At 68.6% G+C, this 18071-nt stretch carries 11 protein-coding genes; 9 read left to right on the forward strand and 2 right to left on the reverse strand.

Going from position 1 to position 18071, the window contains the following annotated elements; translation table 11 throughout:
- Positions 1-81: 81 nt before the first annotated feature.
- Positions 82-1623 carry an APC family permease gene (locus P3H15_RS03820; RefSeq protein ID WP_072944065.1) on the reverse strand — a complete coding sequence of 514 codons (1542 nt, stop codon included), beginning with the start codon at positions 1621-1623 and terminating at the stop codon, positions 82-84.
- Between the two features lie 200 nt (positions 1624-1823).
- Positions 1824-2441 carry a TetR/AcrR family transcriptional regulator gene (locus tag P3H15_RS03825; RefSeq protein ID WP_276136020.1) on the reverse strand — a complete coding sequence of 206 codons (618 nt, stop codon included), beginning with the start codon at positions 2439-2441 and terminating at the stop codon, positions 1824-1826.
- 210 nt (positions 2442-2651) lie between these two features.
- On the opposite strand from P3H15_RS03825, the gene P3H15_RS03830 reads away from it, so the two are divergent.
- From P3H15_RS03830 to P3H15_RS03870, 9 genes are all read left to right on the forward strand, one after another.
- Entirely contained in the window at positions 2652-4769 is a 2118-nt protein-coding gene (locus P3H15_RS03830; RefSeq protein ID WP_276136021.1) for an FAD-dependent oxidoreductase, read from the forward strand.
- Positions 4770-4780: 11 nt separating this feature from the next.
- Positions 4781-5146 (forward strand): cupin domain-containing protein, encoded by a 366-nt coding sequence (locus P3H15_RS03835; RefSeq protein ID WP_276136022.1) that lies wholly within the window; start codon positions 4781-4783, stop codon positions 5144-5146.
- Positions 5147-5173: 27 nt separating this feature from the next.
- On the forward strand, positions 5174-6667 hold the full coding sequence (locus P3H15_RS03840; protein WP_276136023.1) for an aldehyde dehydrogenase: 1494 nt from the start codon (positions 5174-5176) through the stop codon (positions 6665-6667).
- 179 nt (positions 6668-6846) lie between these two features.
- Positions 6847-7335, forward strand: coding sequence for a GNAT family N-acetyltransferase (locus tag P3H15_RS03845; protein ID WP_276136024.1), 489 nt, complete (start codon positions 6847-6849; stop codon positions 7333-7335).
- 31 nt (positions 7336-7366) lie between these two features.
- Positions 7367-8353, forward strand: a complete 987-nt coding sequence (locus P3H15_RS03850) for an isopenicillin N synthase family oxygenase (RefSeq protein WP_276136025.1) — start codon at positions 7367-7369, stop codon at positions 8351-8353.
- Positions 8354-8544: 191 nt separating this feature from the next.
- A complete protein-coding gene (locus P3H15_RS03855; RefSeq protein WP_276136026.1) occupies positions 8545-9927 on the forward strand; it encodes a dicarboxylate/amino acid:cation symporter in 1383 nt (460 codons plus the stop codon).
- Positions 9928-9969: 42 nt separating this feature from the next.
- Positions 9970-10365 (forward strand): nitroreductase/quinone reductase family protein, encoded by a 396-nt coding sequence (locus P3H15_RS03860; protein WP_276136027.1) that lies wholly within the window; start codon positions 9970-9972, stop codon positions 10363-10365.
- A 410-nt stretch (positions 10366-10775) separates the two neighbouring features.
- A complete protein-coding gene (locus P3H15_RS03865) occupies positions 10776-16283 on the forward strand; it encodes a glutamate synthase-related protein (RefSeq protein WP_276136028.1) in 5508 nt (1835 codons plus the stop codon).
- A complete protein-coding gene (locus tag P3H15_RS03870) occupies positions 16280-18049 on the forward strand; it encodes a sulfite reductase subunit alpha (protein ID WP_276136029.1) in 1770 nt (589 codons plus the stop codon). Before P3H15_RS03865 ends, P3H15_RS03870 begins: the two co-directional genes overlap by 4 nt.
- Positions 18050-18071 lie beyond the last annotated feature (22 nt).

An 18071-nucleotide genomic window follows, 5' to 3' on the forward strand; every position in this document is an offset into this window, starting at 1 on the left:
CTCCTCGGGATCTGAGGCCACCAGGATCGCAGGTCTCCGACCGGGGAGCCACCCACGGCACCCGGGGTGGCCGCGACGCCCTCAGCGGACGTCGGCCTTCACGAGGCCGGGGTCCGGCTCCGAGCCGGGGCCGTCCTCCCGCGCGGTGCGCGGGCCGGTCGCGGACCGCACCGACGCGCCCCGCACGTAGCCGACCGCGCCGAGGAGCGCGAGCACGGCCAGCGTTCCGAGGGTGAACAGTTCGAACGTCCCCTGGCTCACGCCCCAGATCTCCGCGAAGTCGTAGTCCAGGCCGAACACCGATTCCAGCGTGCCGGGGAACACCGCCACCCAGGAACCGAGCAGCACCCAGGCGAAGCAGAGGGAGCCGAGGACGCGGAAGCCGACGTTCCCGGTGGGCACCCGGAAGGGCCGCGCGACGTCCGGGAACCGGGTGCGCAGCCGGACCGCGGACGGGATGACGATCAGGTAGCTGAGCAGGAACGTCGAGATCGAGATCGTCAGCACCACCGCGAAGATGGAACCGCCGGACCCGGTGATCTGCATCGCCGCGATCATGAAGACGGTGGCGACGACTCCGGACAGGAAGTTGACGCGCACCGGCGTTCCGAGGCGGGGATGGAATCGGCCGAAGAACCCGCCGAAGAAGGCGCCGTCGGCCGCGGCCATCGCCTGCATGCGGTCGCTGATGATCATCCACGCCGCCCCCTGGGTCATCAGGATCACGGCGAAGATCACCCCGGTCACGGTCAGCATGGCGGGCGCGGCGGGTCCGTACACGCTGTACACGGTCGCGACCGCCTCGAGGAGGCCGCCGACACCGGTGATGTCGTCGGCGGGCACCACCAGGAGGATCGCGAAGATCGGCAGCAGGTAGGACGCGGCGGCGATGCCGCAGGCGCGGGCGATCGAGATCGGGACGTCGCGGGCGGGGTTCTTCATCTCGCCGGCGGCGCTGTTTCCGGATTCGAAACCGAGGTAGGAGAACAGCAGCAGCGGCGTCACCCCGAGGAGCCCGGTGAGGGTGGGACTGAAGTCGCCGGCGGAGATGCCGGCGAAACCGTTCTTCGCGGCATAGATCCCGGTGGTGACGAGGAAGAACAGCAGGAAGACGATCTTCAGGAACGCGCCGACCGTCGGAATCCATTTGCCCCGTGCGAGACTCACCACGGCCGCGAGCACCGTCAGCCAGATGAAGACGAGCTTGAACAGGTAGTCCGTCACCGACCCCTCCTCGAACGCGGTGACGTAGTGGTTCCAGGTCTCGGCGGCAATGAACGCCATCGACCCTCCGACCCACACGGGCTGGGTCACCCACGTCAGCAGCGACGCGAGGGCCGCGAGCGGCCGGCCGAACGCCCGCCGGACCCACACGTAGACGCCGCCCTCACCGGTGAACGTGCTGCCGATCTCGGCGAAGATCAGGCCGTACGGCAGCAGGAAGAACACCGCGAGAACCAGTGCCCAGGTGAAGGTCTCCGCGCCGAACGTGGAGACCTGACCGAGAACCTCGACCGACACCACCGCCGCGACGATGAGGAAGACGATGTCGAAACGGCCGAGGGACTTCTTCAGGTGTCGTGTCTGTTCGTCCGCCAGGGCGGTGGGGGTGTTGTCACTCATCGGTGCACCTCGTTGCTGGAGTCGATAGGAATGCGCTTGCGCGTTACCGTGTTTCGGCCGGAACGGTGTCGGTCTTCGGCGGCAACGTTGCAGTGATGCCGGTCACTACTCTCGTCCGCACCTCGCAAATCTGTACAGCACAAAGATCCGGGGTAGTGCATCAGTTCTGCAGATGCCAAGGCTCCGGTGAATCCCTGCGGCTAGTCCGCGGTGAACTCGGCGATCGAGCACGACAGCACGGCGCCGAGGTAGCGAAGGACGCTGTTCCGCGCGGTCCACGGCTCGATGCGCCGGTTCCGCGCGATGATGTGCAGGCCGTAGGCGTCCTCGAGGCTCACCGCGGTGCGGGCGATCTCCTCGGTGGGCATCGACGGCGTGAACACACCCTGGGACCGGCCGATCTCGAGCACCGTGCTGTACAGCGACACCTCCAGGTCGAACAGCGTCGACAGCAGCGCGGAGTGCGTCGCGTTGCGGCTCGCGTGGAGGTGCAGTTCGTAGAGGACCGTACACAGCGGATCGTCGGCGGCATCGGGGATGCCCAGCCGCACCGTGGTGCGCAGCCGCTCGACCGGATCGGCGAGATCCTGCACGGCGTCGTGCCTGCGCCGGTAGAACCGGTCGACCGCGTGCTCGTGCACCTCGACGAGCAGGTCCTCGAGTGACGGGTAGTAGTAGCTGACCAGACCCGCCGACAGGCCCGCCTCCTCCGCGACGTCCTTGATGCGCAGCCCGGTCATGCCCCGCTTGGTGATCGCGGTGGTGGCCGCCGTGACCATCTCACTGCGCCGGACTCCCTGCCTCTTCGGACGTGCCATGACCACCATTATTGATGAACTTCATCAATAAACAAGTAGCGACTGGATCGGAATTTTGCCGACCGAGCCTGGACTTTCCCTACTCGATCGACAATTATTTGAGACAGATCGCAAAGAATCGCCGTCTCGGCGACAGTGGAACGGCCGGCCGGCCGAGTGCGCAGGCCACCCACAGCGACCCCACTTTCCGTCTCCAGTCAGGAACCCACCGTGCGTGATCCGCGATACGACATCCTGTTCGAACCGGTCGAGATCGGACCGGTCACCGCCCGCAACCGGTTCTTCCAGGTCCCCCACTGCAACGGCATGGGCTACCGCGACCCCACCGGCGAGGCCTACATGCGGCGAGTCAAGGCCGAGGGCGGCTGGGCGGTCGTCTGCACCGAGCAGGTCGAGATCCACCCCACCTCGGACATCGGCCCGTTCATCGAACTGCGCCTGTGGGACGACCAGGACCTGCCCGCCCTCACCAGGATCTCCGAGAAGATCCACGAGGGCGGCTCCCTCGCAGGCATCGAACTCGCCCACAACGGCCTGAACAGCCCCAACCTGATCAGCCGCGAGACCCCGCTCGGCCCGCAGAATCTGCCGGTCGTCTCCTGGAACTACGACCCGGTCCAGGCCAGGGCGATGACCAAGTCGGACATCGCCGACCTGCGGCACTGGCACAAGGAGGCCGTGCGCCGGTCGCTGAAGGCCGAATACGACATCGTCTACGTGTACGCCGGGCACGCGATCGGCGGCCTGCACCACTTTCTGTCCCGTCGCTACAACAACCGGACCGACGAGTACGGCGGCAGCCTCACCAACCGCGTGCGCCTGCTCCGCGAGATCCTCGAGGATTCCCGCGAGGTCGCCGACGGCACGGCCGCGGTCGCGTGCCGCATCTCCGTCGACGAACTCCTCGGCGACGAGGGCATCACCCGCAGCGAGATCGAGGACGTGATCGGCCTGCTCGGCGAGACCCCGGACCTGTGGGACTTCGTGCTCGGCAGCTGGGAGGACGACTCCGTCACCTCGCGGTTCGGACCCGAGGCGGAGCAGGAACCGTACGTTCGGGGACTGAAGCAACTCACCACCAAACCCGTCGTCGGTGTCGGCCGTTTCACCTCGCCCGACACGATGCTGCACCAGGTCAAGAGCGGCATCCTCGACTTCATCGGGGCGGCCCGCCCGTCGATCGCCGACCCGTACCTCCCCCGCAAGATCGAGGAGGGGAACCTCGAGGACATCCGCGAATGCATCGGCTGCAACATCTGCGTGTCCGGTGACTTCACGATGTCTCCGATCCGCTGCACCCAGAATCCGACGATGGGCGAGGAGTTCCGCCGCGGGTGGCACCCGGAGCGGATCAAGGTCCGGTCGAGCGAGTCGAACGTGCTCGTGGTCGGTGCGGGTCCCGCCGGACTCGAGGCCGCACGTGCCCTCGGGCAACGCGGTTACGCCGTGAGCCTCGCCGAGGCCGGGAGGCAACTCGGTGGCCGGGTGACCCGGGAGTCGAAGTTGCCCGGACTGTCCGCCTGGATCCGGGTGGTGGACTACCGGCAGCAGCAACTTCGCACGTTGTCCAACGTCGACGTGTTCATGGAGAGCGAGATGACCGCCGACGACGTCATCGACAACGACTTCCACCACGTGGTCGTCGCCACCGGTTCGAGTTGGCGCCGCGACGGCGTCGGCCGGTGGCACACCCACGCCGTGCCCGTCGACGACCACGCCGACGTCCTCACACCGGACGACGTGATGGCGGGGCTGCGACCCGCGGGCAACAAGGTCGTGCTCTTCGACGACGACCACTACTACCTCGGGGCGGTCGTCGCCGAACTCCTGGCGAAGGAGGGGTTCGACGTCACCCTGATCACTCCGGCCGCGCACGTGTCGCAGTGGACGACGAACACCATGGAAGTGGTCCGGATCCGCAAGCGAATCATCAAGGCCGGGGTCCACGTTCAGGTGAACCGCGCCGTCACCGCGATCACCCCCGAAGGTGTCCGCACGGTGTGCGCGTTCACCGGCGACGAACAGTTCTTCGACGCGGACGGCGTCGTCCTCGTCACCGCCCGGCTCCCGCACGACGGACTGTTCCACGACCTGCAGTCGCGCGAATCCGAGTGGGCCGCCGCCGACCTGCGCAGCGTCCGCGGCATCGGCGACGCCTGGGCGCCGTCCACCATCGCAGCGGCCGTCTGGTCCGGGCACCGGTATGCCGAGGAACTCGACGAACCGCCCGCGCCGGGCCCCGTCGCCTTCCGCCGGGAAGTCACCGGCCTGTCGATCGAACCCGTCAGCACACTGACGATCCCCCCGTTCGCCAACGCACAGAATTGAGGAACACCGCGATGACCGGAGTACACCCGATCCCCACCGACGCCGAGAACGTCGCGGCGATGACCCCCAGCGCCTACGTCACCGCGGAGACGCTCCGGGCGGGCGATCCGCAGGAACACGAAATGGTCCACCTGAGCAGCGGCGACGAGAAGTTCACCGTCGGCTCGTGGCGCGCCGAGCCTTACCGCGAGTTCATCGAGTCCTACCCGGGCGACGAGTACACCCGGGTCCTGGAGGGCTCCGTGACGTTGACGGCGGACGACGGCATCGCCCACACCTTCGGCCCCGGCGACGCGTTCACCCTGACCAGGGGGTGGCGCGGGGAGTACCGCGTCGACGAACCGCTGCTCAAACAGTTCGCCATCTACGTTCCCTGACCACCACTTTCGAGCACGAGGATGACGATGCCTGATCCGACCACACTCGACGACTGGACAGCACTCGCCGCGACCATCACGCCGCGCCGCGAACTGTTCGTCGACGGCGCGTTCCGTCCCGCGAAATCGGACGAGACGTTCGATTCGATCAACCCGGCGACCGGTGAACTGCTCGCCCGGGTGTCCGCCGCGGACGCCCCCGACGTCGACGCGGCGGTCCGGTCCGCGCGGGAGGCGTTCGACTCGGGTATCTGGTCGCGCAGCCCGGCGTCCCACCGCAAACGGGTCCTGCTCCGGCTCGCCGAGCTGATCCTCGAGCACCGCCACGAGCTCGCCCTGCTCGATTCCCTCGACATGGGCAAGCTCGTGGTGGAGGCGCTGACCGTCGACGTCCCCTCGGCCGCTGCGCTTTTCACGTTCTACGCCGAGGCCCTCGACAAGATCGGTGGGGAGATCGCGCCCACCGATCCGGGAAGTCTCGCGCTCGTCTCCCGCGAACCGCTCGGTGTCGTCGCCGCCGTGGTGCCGTGGAACTTTCCGCTCGATCTGGCGGTGTGGAAGCTGGCGCCCGCTCTCGCCGCAGGAAACAGCGTCGTCGTCAAACCCGCCGAGCAGGCCCCGCTGTCGGTGCTGCGCCTGGCCGAACTCGCGGCCGAGGCGGGCCTGCCGGACGGCGTCCTGGGCGTTCTTCCCGGGCTCGGCGCCGCCGCCGGCGCCTCGCTCGGCCTGCATCCCGACGTCGACGTCGTCGCCTTCACCGGCTCCACCGAGACCGGGAAGAGGTTCCTCCGGTACGCGGCGGACTCGAATCTGAAGCAGGTCTGGCTCGAATGCGGCGGCAAGAGCCCGAATCTCGTGTTCGCCGACGCCGATCTCGACGAGGCCGTCGAGAAGGCCGTGTTCGGCGCCTTCTACAACCAGGGGGCGGTGTGCTCCGCCAACTCCCGGTTGCTGGTGCAGGAGTCGGTCGCCGATCAGGTCACCGACGCCCTCGTCCGCCGGGCGTCGTCGATCCGGCCGGGCAACCCGCTCGATCCCGGGTCCACGCTCGGTGCCATCGTCGACGAGAAACACACCCGGACGGTCGCCGGTGTCATCGAGCGCGCCCGCCCCGACAGCCGGGTGTTGCTGGGCGGCAACCGGACCACCGTCGACGGCCGCGGATGCTTCCTCGAACCGACGATCCTCGGCGACGTCGCCGAGGCCGCCGAGGTGGTGACGCAGGAGGTGTTCGGACCGGTCCTCACCGTCCAGACGTTCACCGACGAGTCCGACGCCGTCCGCATGGCCAACGACAGCATCTACGGGCTGGCGGCGTCGGTGTGGACGGAGAACCTGAACCGGGCCCACCGCGTCTCCTCCGCGCTGCGGGCGGGCACCGTCTCGGTCAACACCGTCGACGCCATCAGCGCGCAGACGCCGTTCGGCGGGTTCAAACAGTCCGGTTTCGGACGCGATCTGTCCCTGCACGCGATGGACAAGTACACCGGGCTGAAGACGACGTGGATCCGGCTGCGGTGACGCGCGGGCGAACGTACCTGTCGGCGCACCCGCGGCGCCCGGCGGTGCATCCGCCCCGAAACGTGGCACCCCACACCGGCCCGTCGAGCCGCTAAGCTGGCGCCATGTTCGCCCCCGTCCCTCCGGAACCAGATCCGCGATTGCGTTGTACCACAGCACTTCATGGCAACACCTCCACGATGGAGGCGATCACGGTACGCCGGCTCGCCGCGGCCGACTGGGAGGCGGTGCTCCGGATCTACTCCGAGGGGATCGCGACGCGACGGGCCACGTTCGAGACGGTGACCCCGACCAGGTCGGAGCTGGACACACGCTGGCTGGACGGGCACCGGTGGGTGGCCGAGGTGTCGGGGACGGTGGCCGGGTGGGCCGCCCTCTCCCCCATATCCTCGCGACGCTGCTTCCGCGGCGTCGCCGAGAATTCCGTGTACACCGCCCGGGAATTTCGCGGGGAAGGTGTCGGCACCGCACTGATGCGGCGGCTCATCGACGAGGCCGACTTCGCCGGACTGTGGACGCTGCAGGCCTCGGTGCTGGCGGTCAACACCGGCTCGGTCGCCCTGCACCACGCCGTCGGCTACCGGACGGTCGGCGTACGGGAGCGACTCGCGCAGATCGACGGCACCTGGCACGACAGCGTCCTGCTCGAGCGCCGCCGAGACGCCTGACACGGCAGCGCCCCGGGGATACCGTGGAGGAATGCTCCCCATCGTGGATCTCGCCGAACTGGACACACCGGCCGGGCGGGAGCGGTTGCGGGAAATCACCCACCACGTGGGCTTCTTCTACCTCGACGGGCACGGCGTGGACCGGGAGTTGCTCGACCGCGTGTTCACGGTCGCACGGGAGTTCTTCGCACTGCCCGAGGACTCCAAACAGTCCATCGCGATGCTGAACAGCCCGCACTTCCGCGGCTACAACCGCCTCGGCGGCGAGCTGACCAACGGTGAGACCGACTGGCGCGAGCAGATCGACATCGGGCCGGAACGGCCACCGATCCCCGGCGCCGTGGACTACCTGCGCCTGCAGGGTCCCAATCAGTGGCCCGGCGACCTTCCCGACCTGGAGAAGACGATCGAGGCGCTCGACGCCGCGTTCGCCGACGTCGGCATGCGACTGCTGCGCCACTGGGCCGCGTCGCTCGACGCCGACCCGGCGATCTTCGACGACGCGTTCGCGTACGCCCCCGCCACCCTGATCAAGGTGGTCCGCTACCCGGCGCGGCCGAGCGCGGACCACACCGGCGAGCAGGGGGTGGGCGCCCACAAGGACTCGGGTGTGCTGACGATGCTGCTCCTCGAGCCGGGGTCGTCGGGACTGCAGGTGGAGACCGAGGACGACGACTGGATCGACGCGCCCGCGCGGGCGGGGTCGTTCGTCGTGAACATCGGCGAACTGCTCGAGGTCGCGACCGGTGGCTACCTCCGGGCCACCCGGCATCGGGTGCTCACGCCCGCCGGCGCGCCCGAGCGATTGTCGGTCCCGTACTTCCTCAATCCCGCTCTCGACGCCACGGTCCCGGTGATCACCCTGCCACCGCATCTCGCCGCGCGAGCCCGCGGAATCGAGGACGACCCGTCGAACCCGCTCTACAACACGTACGGCGAGAACGCGTGGAAGAGCCGCACCCGCGCCCACCCGGACGTCTACGCACGCTGGTATCCGGACGAGGCGGAACCGGGGTAAAACTCCCGCCACCACCGGGAGTAATGTTCCGGCAGTGTTGCTCCTGACCTCTCGGCGTTACGTCGACCTCCGCCTGCAGGCGAGTGCCATCTGTCCGCGCTCGCGCTGACGCACCGCATCACTCAGGACTCTCTCTCGCCGTCACCGCCCCACCGGGCGCAGTCTCACGGCCCCATGCGAAAGGCACACCCATGCCCAGCCCCGCGCTGTCCACGCGCGCCGAGACCACCTCTCGGCGCCGACTCCCCCAGTGGGCCACGTCGTTCGGCCCCCAGATCGTCACCGGACTCGTCGTCGGCGTCGTCCTCGGTCTCGTCGCCCGCGCCATGCCCGTCGCCGCCGACGGCAACGAGAACTGGCTCGTCGGAACCGTCCACACCATCGGTTCGAGTTATGTGAAATTGCTTACCGTCGCGGTGATTCCGCTGGTGTTCACGGCCATCGTCAGCTCGATCGCCAACCTGCGCGAGGTGGCCAACGCCGCCCGCCTGGCCGTGCAGACGCTGCTGTGGTTCGCGATCACCGCGTTCGTCGCCGTGATCATCGGGATCGTCGTCGGGTCGATCACCCAGCCCGGAGCCCGCACCGGCGTCAGCGCCGCCACCGAAAAGGCGCCCGGCACCACCGGTTCGTGGTGGGCGTTCGTCACCGGACTGGTCCCCAGCAACTTCCTCGGACTGAACGCGAAGACCACCGTCGCCGAGGGCGCGGCCAGCACGTCGCTGAGCTTCAACGTGCTGCAACTGCTCGTCGTCGCGGCCGCGATCGGCATCGCCGCCCTGAAGGTCGGGGCGAAAGCCGAACCGTTCCTGCAGTTCAACGCATCACTCCTCGCCATCGTGCAGAAGGTGCTGTGGTGGATCATCCGTCTCGCGCCGATCGGGACCGCGGCACTGATCGCGAACGCCGTCGCCACGTACGGCTGGGACGCCATCGGCTCGCTCGGCTGGTTCACCGCCGCCGTGTACGTCGGCCTGGCCATCGTGTTCTTCGTCGTCTACCCCGTCCTGATCCGCGCGCACGGACTGTCGGTGCGCGCCTTCTACTCCGGCGTGTGGCCCGCAACACAACTCGGCTTCGTGTCGCGGTCGTCGATCGGCACCCTGCCCCTCACCGAGCGGGTCACCGAACGCAATCTCGGCGTCCCCCGCGAGTACGCGTCGTTCGCCGTGCCGCTCGGGTCGACCACCAAGATGGACGGCTGCGCCGCGATCTACCCGGCGATCGCAGCGATCTTCGTCGCCGAGTTCTACGGTGTGCCTTTGTCGTTCACCGACTACCTCCTGATCGTCGTCGTGTCGGTCATCGGTTCCGCCGCCACCGCGGGCACCACCGGAGCCACGGTCATGCTGACGCTCACGCTGTCGACGCTGGGGCTCCCCCTCGCCGGTGTCGGTCTGCTGCTCGCGGTCGAGCCGATCGTCGACATGGGCCGCACCGCGGTGAATGTCACCGGTCAGGCGCTCGTCCCCACCATCGTCGCCAAGCGGGAGGGCATCCTCGACGAAGCCCGCTACAACGCCGAGCGCACCGGCGACCCGTTCCAGGACGACGACACGGTCGTCGCGGCGTAGCGAACGCTCGACGAGAGCCTTCCCCCGTGGAAGGCTCTCGTCATGGCCGACCTCAGCGCGATCAAACGACGGATCGTCATGCAATTCCAGCGGCACGTCGCCAACCCGCTCACCGCGCGGCTGTCGAGCCAGACCCTCCTCGAGACCACCGGCCGGGTGAGCGGGCAGCCCCGCGTCACGCCCATCGGCGGCCGGCGCACGGGCACCGAGTTCTGGCTGGTGTCCGAGTTCGGGGAGAAGTCGAACTACATCCGCAACATCCGTGCGAACAATGCCGTTCGCCTGCGGATCCACGGTCGGTGGCACACGGGCACGGCGACACTGCTGCCCGACGACGACACGAGGGCGCGGCTGGCCCAGCTGCCCCGGATGAACAGCACCGCCGTCCGCGCGGTCGGTACCGACCTTCTGACGGTCCGGATCGATCTCACCGACTGAGTGGCCGAGACCCCACAGACGCCCACCGAATTGCCATCCGCACACGCAATAGCGTCAGCGTCCGGCCAATCGCTGTGCATCTACGGACCAGTCAGTCCGAACGGCCGTTCGGACATGCACGTTTTGCGGCCTGGCCAGGTGTGATGTTCGCAACTGCGCGTTCGGCCTGCACGCCGGGCGCGGATTTGCTACCGCTCGTCGCGCTCGAATCGAGCAGCTTGCAGATCCGACTTAGCCTCCGCTAATCTGCGGTTTCGCGTGGACATGCCAAAGTCCGCATTTCAGACAACGACGTCTGCCTCACCGGCGCATCGGTACGGGGCCGGTTCTCTGCCGTGATCCTCTCGCCGACGCCACCCGTGCGTCCAGCACGGACCCCAATTCGGCGAGTATCGCGAGGAGACAGTCGGTTGAACACGAGTGCCACCGAGTCCGGCCTGTACGACAGGACGCTCGACAAGAGCAGCTGCGGTGTGGGCTTCATTACCCGCAAGGACGGCATTCAGACCCATGACGTCCTCCTCCGCGGCCACGAGGCCCTGTGTGCCGTTCCTCACCGCGGTGGCATGTCCGCGGAGGGTGTCGGCGACGGCGCCGGCGTGTGCGTCGACCTGTCGGTGCCATACTTCCGGGCCCTGACCGGTGACGGCGACCTCGAGGCGGGCCGCTTCGGGGTCGGCAACTTCTTCCTCCCCACCGACGTCGCGTTCCACGGCGACGCGGAAGCCGTCATCGAGCGGGCTCTCGCCGAGCAGGGGTTCCGGGTGCTGCTCGAGCGGGACGTGCCCGTCGACGCCACCGTGCTCCGGCCCGCCGCGATCCGGCACCAGCTGCCGATCCGGCAGTGGGTGTTCACCGCGCCCGACGCGTGCGCCGACGAGACCGAGTTCGACCGCCGCATCCACGACGCCCTGCTCGCGATCGAGGCCGTCGCGTACACCCAGCCGGATCTGGCCGGGCTGTACCCGCTGTCGCTCAGCGCGCGCACCCAGGTGCTCAAGGGCCGCCTCAACTCGAACGAGGTGATGCCGTACTTCCAGGACCTCGTCGACCCGGCGCACGCCATCCACACGCTGTACTTCCACACCCGGTTCTCCACCAACACCGATCCGCATCCGACGATGGCGCAGCCGTTCCGTCTGATGGCGCACAACGGTGAGCTCAACACCGACAAGAAGAACCGGCTGTCCGAGACGGCGCTGGCCCGCGCCCGCAATCGGGAAATCGTCCGTCCGCACGGTCAGTCCGACAGTTGTCGCCTCGACCAGACGCTGCAGAGCCGCGTCGTGGAGGACGGTCTCGACCTGGTGACCGCGGTCGTGTCGATGATGCCGCCGGCGTGGGAGAACGATTCCACGCTGTCGCCCGAGGTGCGGGCGATGCTCGAGTACTTCTCGCTGTACGAGGAGAAGAACGACGGCCCGGCCGCGCTGATCTTCGGTGACGGCACCGTCGTCGGCGCCCGGCTCGACCGGCTCGGTCTGCGGCCGCTGCGTTCGGTGGAGACGGACGAGTACCTGTGCGTCACGTCGGAGGCCGGGCAGATCGACTTCGACCCCAACACCGTGCTGCACCGCGGACGCATCGAGGCCGGCGGGATGCTGTACTTCGACCACCGCGTGGGTCGCTCGTACTCCACCGACGAAGCCCTCGAACTGCTCGCCGCCCGCAACGACTACCCGACGCTCGTCGCGGAAGCGCGCCGGACCATCGAGGCGCTGCCCGAGGTCGAGGCCGAGCCGGGTCCGTTGCGCTACAACGGCGACCTCGAGCGCACCCAGCGCTACGTCGCGTACTCGCACAACCAGGAAAGCTTCAAGTTCATGATGGACCCGATGCTCGCGTCGGGTCAGGAGAAGATCTCCGCGATGGGCTACGGCAACGCCATCAACGCGCTCTCCGATCAGGAGGGTGGTGTCGCCAAGTACTTCTCGCAGCGTTTCGCGCAGGTGACCAACCCGTCGCTGGACAGCATCCGTGAGGCCGACGGCATGACACTGCGCGTCGCGCTGGGCGCCAAGCCGAACAGTGGCGCCCAGTCGGCCCCGCAGATCGTGGTGCCCTCGCCGATCCTCACCCACATGGACATGCTGCGGATCCGCAAGCAGTCCGAGACGCCGGTGCAGCGGTTCCCCATGCTGTACACCCCGGTGCACGGTGACTCCGCCGCCAACGCGGCGGCGCTCGAGGCCGCGGTCGACGGGCTCTGCGACGAGGTGGAGGCGTTCGCCCGCGAGCAGGGCGGCATCGCGATCCTCACCGACCGGCACGTGGCCACCGACCGCGCCGCGCTGCCGATGATCGTGGCGATCTCCGCGGTCAACCAGCGGCTGATCGAGGAGGGCCTGCGCCTGCGGGTGTCCGTCGTCGCCGAGAGCGGTCAGATCTCGTCCTCGCACCACGTGGCCGCCGCCCTCGGTTTCGGCGCGGCCGCGATCTACCCCCTCGCCGTCCGTCTGCGCGCCGAGGAGAAGTTCGCCGACGACGCCGACCAGGCGTTCAAGCGGTTCGCGAAGGCCGCCGAGAAGTCGCTGATGAAGACGATGGGCCGGGTCGGCCTGTGCACCGCCGAGAGTTACATCGGCGGCGAGTTCTTCGAACCCAACTACCTCGACACGGACGATCGGGTGCTGCGCCGCTACTTCGCGAACGTGAACACCCCGGTCGGCGGTGTCGGGTTCGCCGTCATCGCGCAGGCCGTCGCGGACTGGCATCAGCGCGCGCTGTCGGTCACCGGGGAGAAGGACGTCCCGCTGCTCGGCCTGTTCAAGGAGCGCGCGGAGGGCGCAGGCCACTCGTACGGCACGGCAGCCGTGCGCGGCTTCGTCGACCTCACCGAGGAGCCCATCGCGTTCGACACGGCGGGCACGCAGGACCACACGGAGTCACTGCGACTGCTGCCGCTGAACCGGCTCGAGGACGCGTTCGGTCTCGACGACGACGCGTACCGCAACGCCGGTTTCCAGACGCTGACGCACGAGGCGATCGACCGCTTCGAGATCACCCCCGGCTACCGCGCCTTCGCGCGGACGATGGCCGACGAGCGGACCCGTCGTCCCGCCGCGCTGCGCGACGTGCTGGATCTGCCCGCCGACGTCACGTTCCTCACCACGGCGGCGGAGTTCCGCAAGCAGATGGGCCGCTTCTCCCGCAAGGGCAACAACAGCTTCGCGGTGCGCGGACTCGCCTCCGAGGCCGTCGGCGACGACGGGTTCCGGCTCCGGCTCACCGGCCCCCATGCGGGCGAGGCCTCCGTGCTCGCGGCGCTCGGCGAGTCGCTGGTGATGCGGTTCGGCGACGACCTGCGCGAGCACCGCGTGGACGGCGACACCCTCGTGGTGCGCACATCCGGTGAGGCGCTGCGATGTCTGTCGCTGCTGCGCACCGCTCCGGCGAGCCTGCCGATCGACCGGGTGCAAAAGGCCAGCGAGATCACCCCGTTCCTCACGTCCGGCGCCATGAGCCACGGCGCGCTGAATTCCAACGCGCACGAGGCCGTCGCGCACGGCACCAACATGGTCGGCGGGATGTCGAACAGTGGTGAGGGCGGCGAGCACATCTCCCGTTACGGCACCATCCGCGGTTCCCGGATCAAGCAGTTCGCGTCGGGCCGCTTCGGTGTGTGGGCGGGCTACCTCGCCGACCCGATGCTCGAGGAACTCGAGATCAAGATCGCGCAGGGCGCCAAGCCCGGCGAGGGCGGGCAGCTGCCCGCACCCAAGGTGACCGTCGAGATCGCGGCCGCGCGCGGCGGCACCCCCGGCGTCGAACTCGTCTCTCCCCCACCGCATCACGACACGTACTCCATCGAGGACCTCGCGCAGCTGATCCACGACTGCAAGGCGGCGCGGGTCCGCGTCATCGTCAAGCTCGTGTCCTCGGAGGGCATCGGCACCATCGCGGTGGGTGTCGCGAAGGCGGGAGCCGACGTCATCAACGTCGCCGGCAACACCGGCGGCACCGGTGCCGCCGCGGTGACGAGCCTCAAGTACGCCGGACGTTCGGCGGAGATCGGCGTCGCCGAGGTCCATCAGGCGTTGTGCGCCAACGGTTTGCGGCAGAAGGTGCTGCTCCGCTGTTCCGGCGCGCACCAGACGGCGAGCGACGTGGTGAAGTCGGCGCTGCTCGGCGCGGACAGCTTCGAGTTCGGCACCACCGCCCTGATGATGCTCAAGTGCGTCATGGCCAAGAACTGCAACATCAAGTGCCCTGCCGGCCTGACCACCAACCCCGAGCTGTTCGACGGCGACCCGCGGGCGATGGCGCAGTACCTGCTCAACATCGCGCACGAGACCCGTGAGGTGCTGGCCGAGCTGGGTATGTCCTCGTTGCGTGAGGCCCGGGGACGCTCGGATCTGCTGCAGCTGCTGGACCACCCGTCCAGCGTCGGCCAGCTCGACCTGCGCGCGATGCTCGCCGTGGTCGACGAGGTCACCATCGGCGATCCTGTGTACCTGGAGAAGGACTACACGCTCGACGACGGCTGGCTCGTGCAGCTGCGTGCCGCGCTGGTCGAGCAGGGCGAGGCCACGGTCGAACTCGGCGACGGCGTGCACCTGAGCAACCGCAACAAGAGCGTCGGCGCCCAGCTGGCGGTCGACATCGAACGGATGCTCAATCACGAGCTCACCGACGTCGCGTTGCCCGCCGTCCTCCGCGACGAGCGCGGCCGCGGCTACCTGCGCGACGGCAGCGTCCGGATCGCGACGTCCGGGTCCGCGGGCCTGTCGTACGGCGCGTTCTGCAACGACGGCATGGCCCTGGTCCACACCGGCACCGCCAACGACGGCGTCGGCAAGGGCGCGAACGGCGGCAGCATCGTCGTCCGCTCCCCCGGTGGCGGTTCGGACCGCCACGGCGGCAACGTGCTGATCGGAAACTTCGCACTGTTCGGCGCCACCGGTGGCCGCACGTTCGTCGAGGGCCAGGCGGGTGACCGCTTCGCCGTGCGCAATTCGGGTGCCACCGCGGTAGTCGAGGGCGTCGGCGACTTCGCCTGCGAGTACATGACCAACGGCGCCGTCCTCAACCTCGGCGGCTTCGGCAAGGGCGTCGGCAACGGCATGAGCGGTGGCTTCGTCTACCAGTACGACCCCGAGAACAAGTTGCCCGGCAAGGCCAGCGCCGACTCCATTCTGCTCGGCTCGATCACCGGCGACGACGAGCACGCCGCCCTGCACCGTCAGGCCGTGCACGTGCTGCTCGGGTGGCACCTCGAGGCCACCGGCTCCGCCAAGGCGGCGTGGCTGCTCGAGAACTGGGAAACCGAGCAGCACCACTTCGTGTACGGCATGCCGCGCGCGCTGCTCCAGTACCAGGACAGCGACGAGATCCTGAAGGCCAAGCCCCGCAAGGACCTGGCCGACGAACTGGCCGCCGCGCTGGTCGCGCACCAGGTGCGCAAGTTCAAGCTGGACTACCGGGACGGTCACGCCGTGCTGGACGGCGCCGTACCCGGCTACGGCGAGGCCGACACCGAGGCCATGTTCGCGCTGCTGAACAATTACACCGTGCTGAACGCGGCGCAGGAGATGGCGCTGTCCAAGCTGCCTGGTGTCACGGATCCGTCCGACCCGGCCGTCGACAAGGCCGTCCGCAACCTGCTGCTCACCGAGGACTTCTTCCTCATGCAGCGGTTGCAGCGGTACGCACGGGAAGCGTTGAAGGACTACAGCGACGAGGATCTGGCCGTGATGGTGGCGGCCAAGCGGCTCGCCGACTACAAGGATGCGCTGCGCCGTCGCAACGTCCGGTCCATCGACGCCCCCGGCACGTACGGCTGGATCCTGCACCAGGATGCGAAGAACGTCGACAAGATCGGCCGGCTGCCCGGTTTCGAGGAGCTGTTCGCGCAGCACGCCCTCCCCGATCTGATCCCCACGAGAGACATCTCCACGAAAGACGTGGTGCCCTCATGAAATTGCCCTACATCCCCCAGGACGCCCCGTTCAGCGAGGACCAGCGTATCTGGCTCACCGGCTTTCTCGCCGGAATGAGCTCGCGTCTGGTCGTCGGCGGCTCCGACGCGCCGGCCACGGCGGCGGGTGGTCAGCTGCCCGCCATGCACGTGCTGTACGGCAGCCAGACCGGGAACGCCGAGGGTGTCGCGGAAGACGCTGCGGCCGCGGCACGTTCGCACGGCTTCGCGCCGGTCGTGAGCGCCCTCGACGACGTCGACACGGACGCACTCGCCGCGATGCAGCGCGTCCTCGTCGTCACCTCCACCTACGGTGAGGGTGAGATGCCGGACAACGCCGAACTGTTCTGGCAAGCGCTGGCCGCGGAAACCGCACCGCGGCTCGAGACCACGGACTTCGCGGTGCTCGCACTCGGCGACACCGGGTACGACGGGTACTGCCAGGCGGGCAAGATGATCGACACCAGGCTCGAGCAGCTCGGGGCGCACCGTGTGACGCCGCGCGTCGACTGCGACGTCGACTACGAGGACGCCGCCGCCGCGTGGGTCGCCGACACGCTGCCGCTGTTCGCGGCCGTCGAGGGCATTCGCGGCGAGTCCGCCGTCGCCGACGTCGCCGAGCCGGTGACGAAACCGGCCCGCACACGGTCGCAGTGGAACCGCAAGAACCCCTACAGTTCCACGCTGTCGGTGAACCGGCGGCTGTCGAGCGAGGAGTCCGCGAAGGAGATCCGCCACTACGAGTTCGCGCTCGCCGACAGCGGCCTCGACTACGAGGCCGGTGACGCGCTCGGCGTGATGCCGATCAACGATCCCGCCCTCGTCGACGCCCTCGTCGCCCGGCTGGGCATCCCGGCGGATGCCGCCGTCACTGGCAAGGAGCGGCCGTTCAGCGACCTGCTGCTGCACGGGTACGAGATCTCCACGCCGAGCCACGAATTCATGGACGAGATCGAGAAGCGGGCAGGCGACGAGGAGCTGAGTCACGTGCTGCGGCACGGCGACAAGGAAGCCCTCGACGCGTGGTTGTGGGGCAAGGACGTGCTCGACCTGCTGCTCCTCGAACCGTCGGTGACGCTGACGGCGGACGAGTTCGTCGGGCTGCTGAAGCCGTTGCAGCACCGGGCGTACTCCATCTCCTCCAGCCCGCTGGCCAACCCGGGCAGCGTGCACCTGACCGTCGCCAGCGTCCGCCACAGCTCGGCCGGACGCGACCGCGGCGGTGTGTGCTCCACCTTCCTCGCCGATCGGATCGCCGAGGGCGGCAACGGCGGCATCTTCGTGTCGAAGAACAAGTCGTTCCGGGTCCCCGCGGACGACGACGCGCCGATGATCATGGTCGGCCCCGGCACCGGTATCGCGCCGTTCCGTGCGTTCCTGCAGGAGCGGCAGGCGCGGGGCGCGTCGGGACGCAACTGGCTGTTCTTCGGCGACCAGCACCGCGCGTCGGACTACATCTACGAGGAGGAGATCGCCGCGATGAGCGACAGCGGTCTGCTCACCCGCCTCGACCTCGCCTTCTCCCGCGACCAGGCGGAGAAGATCTACGTGCAGAACCGGATGATCGAGAACGGCGCCGAGTTGTTCGCCTGGCTCGAGGACGGCGGCCACTTCTACGTGTGCGGCGACGCCACCCGCATGGCGAAGGACGTCGACCGGGCACTGCACGACGTCATCGCCACTCATGGCAGTCTTTCCACCGAGCAGGCCGCCGACTACGTGACCAAGCTCAAGAAGGAAAAGCGCTACCTGCGCGACGTGTACTGACCACGTCGGCAGCAACTCACGA

Source organism: Rhodococcus sp. T2V, assembly GCF_029269925.1.
GTDB lineage: Bacteria > Actinomycetota > Actinomycetes > Mycobacteriales > Mycobacteriaceae > Rhodococcus_F > Rhodococcus_F koreensis.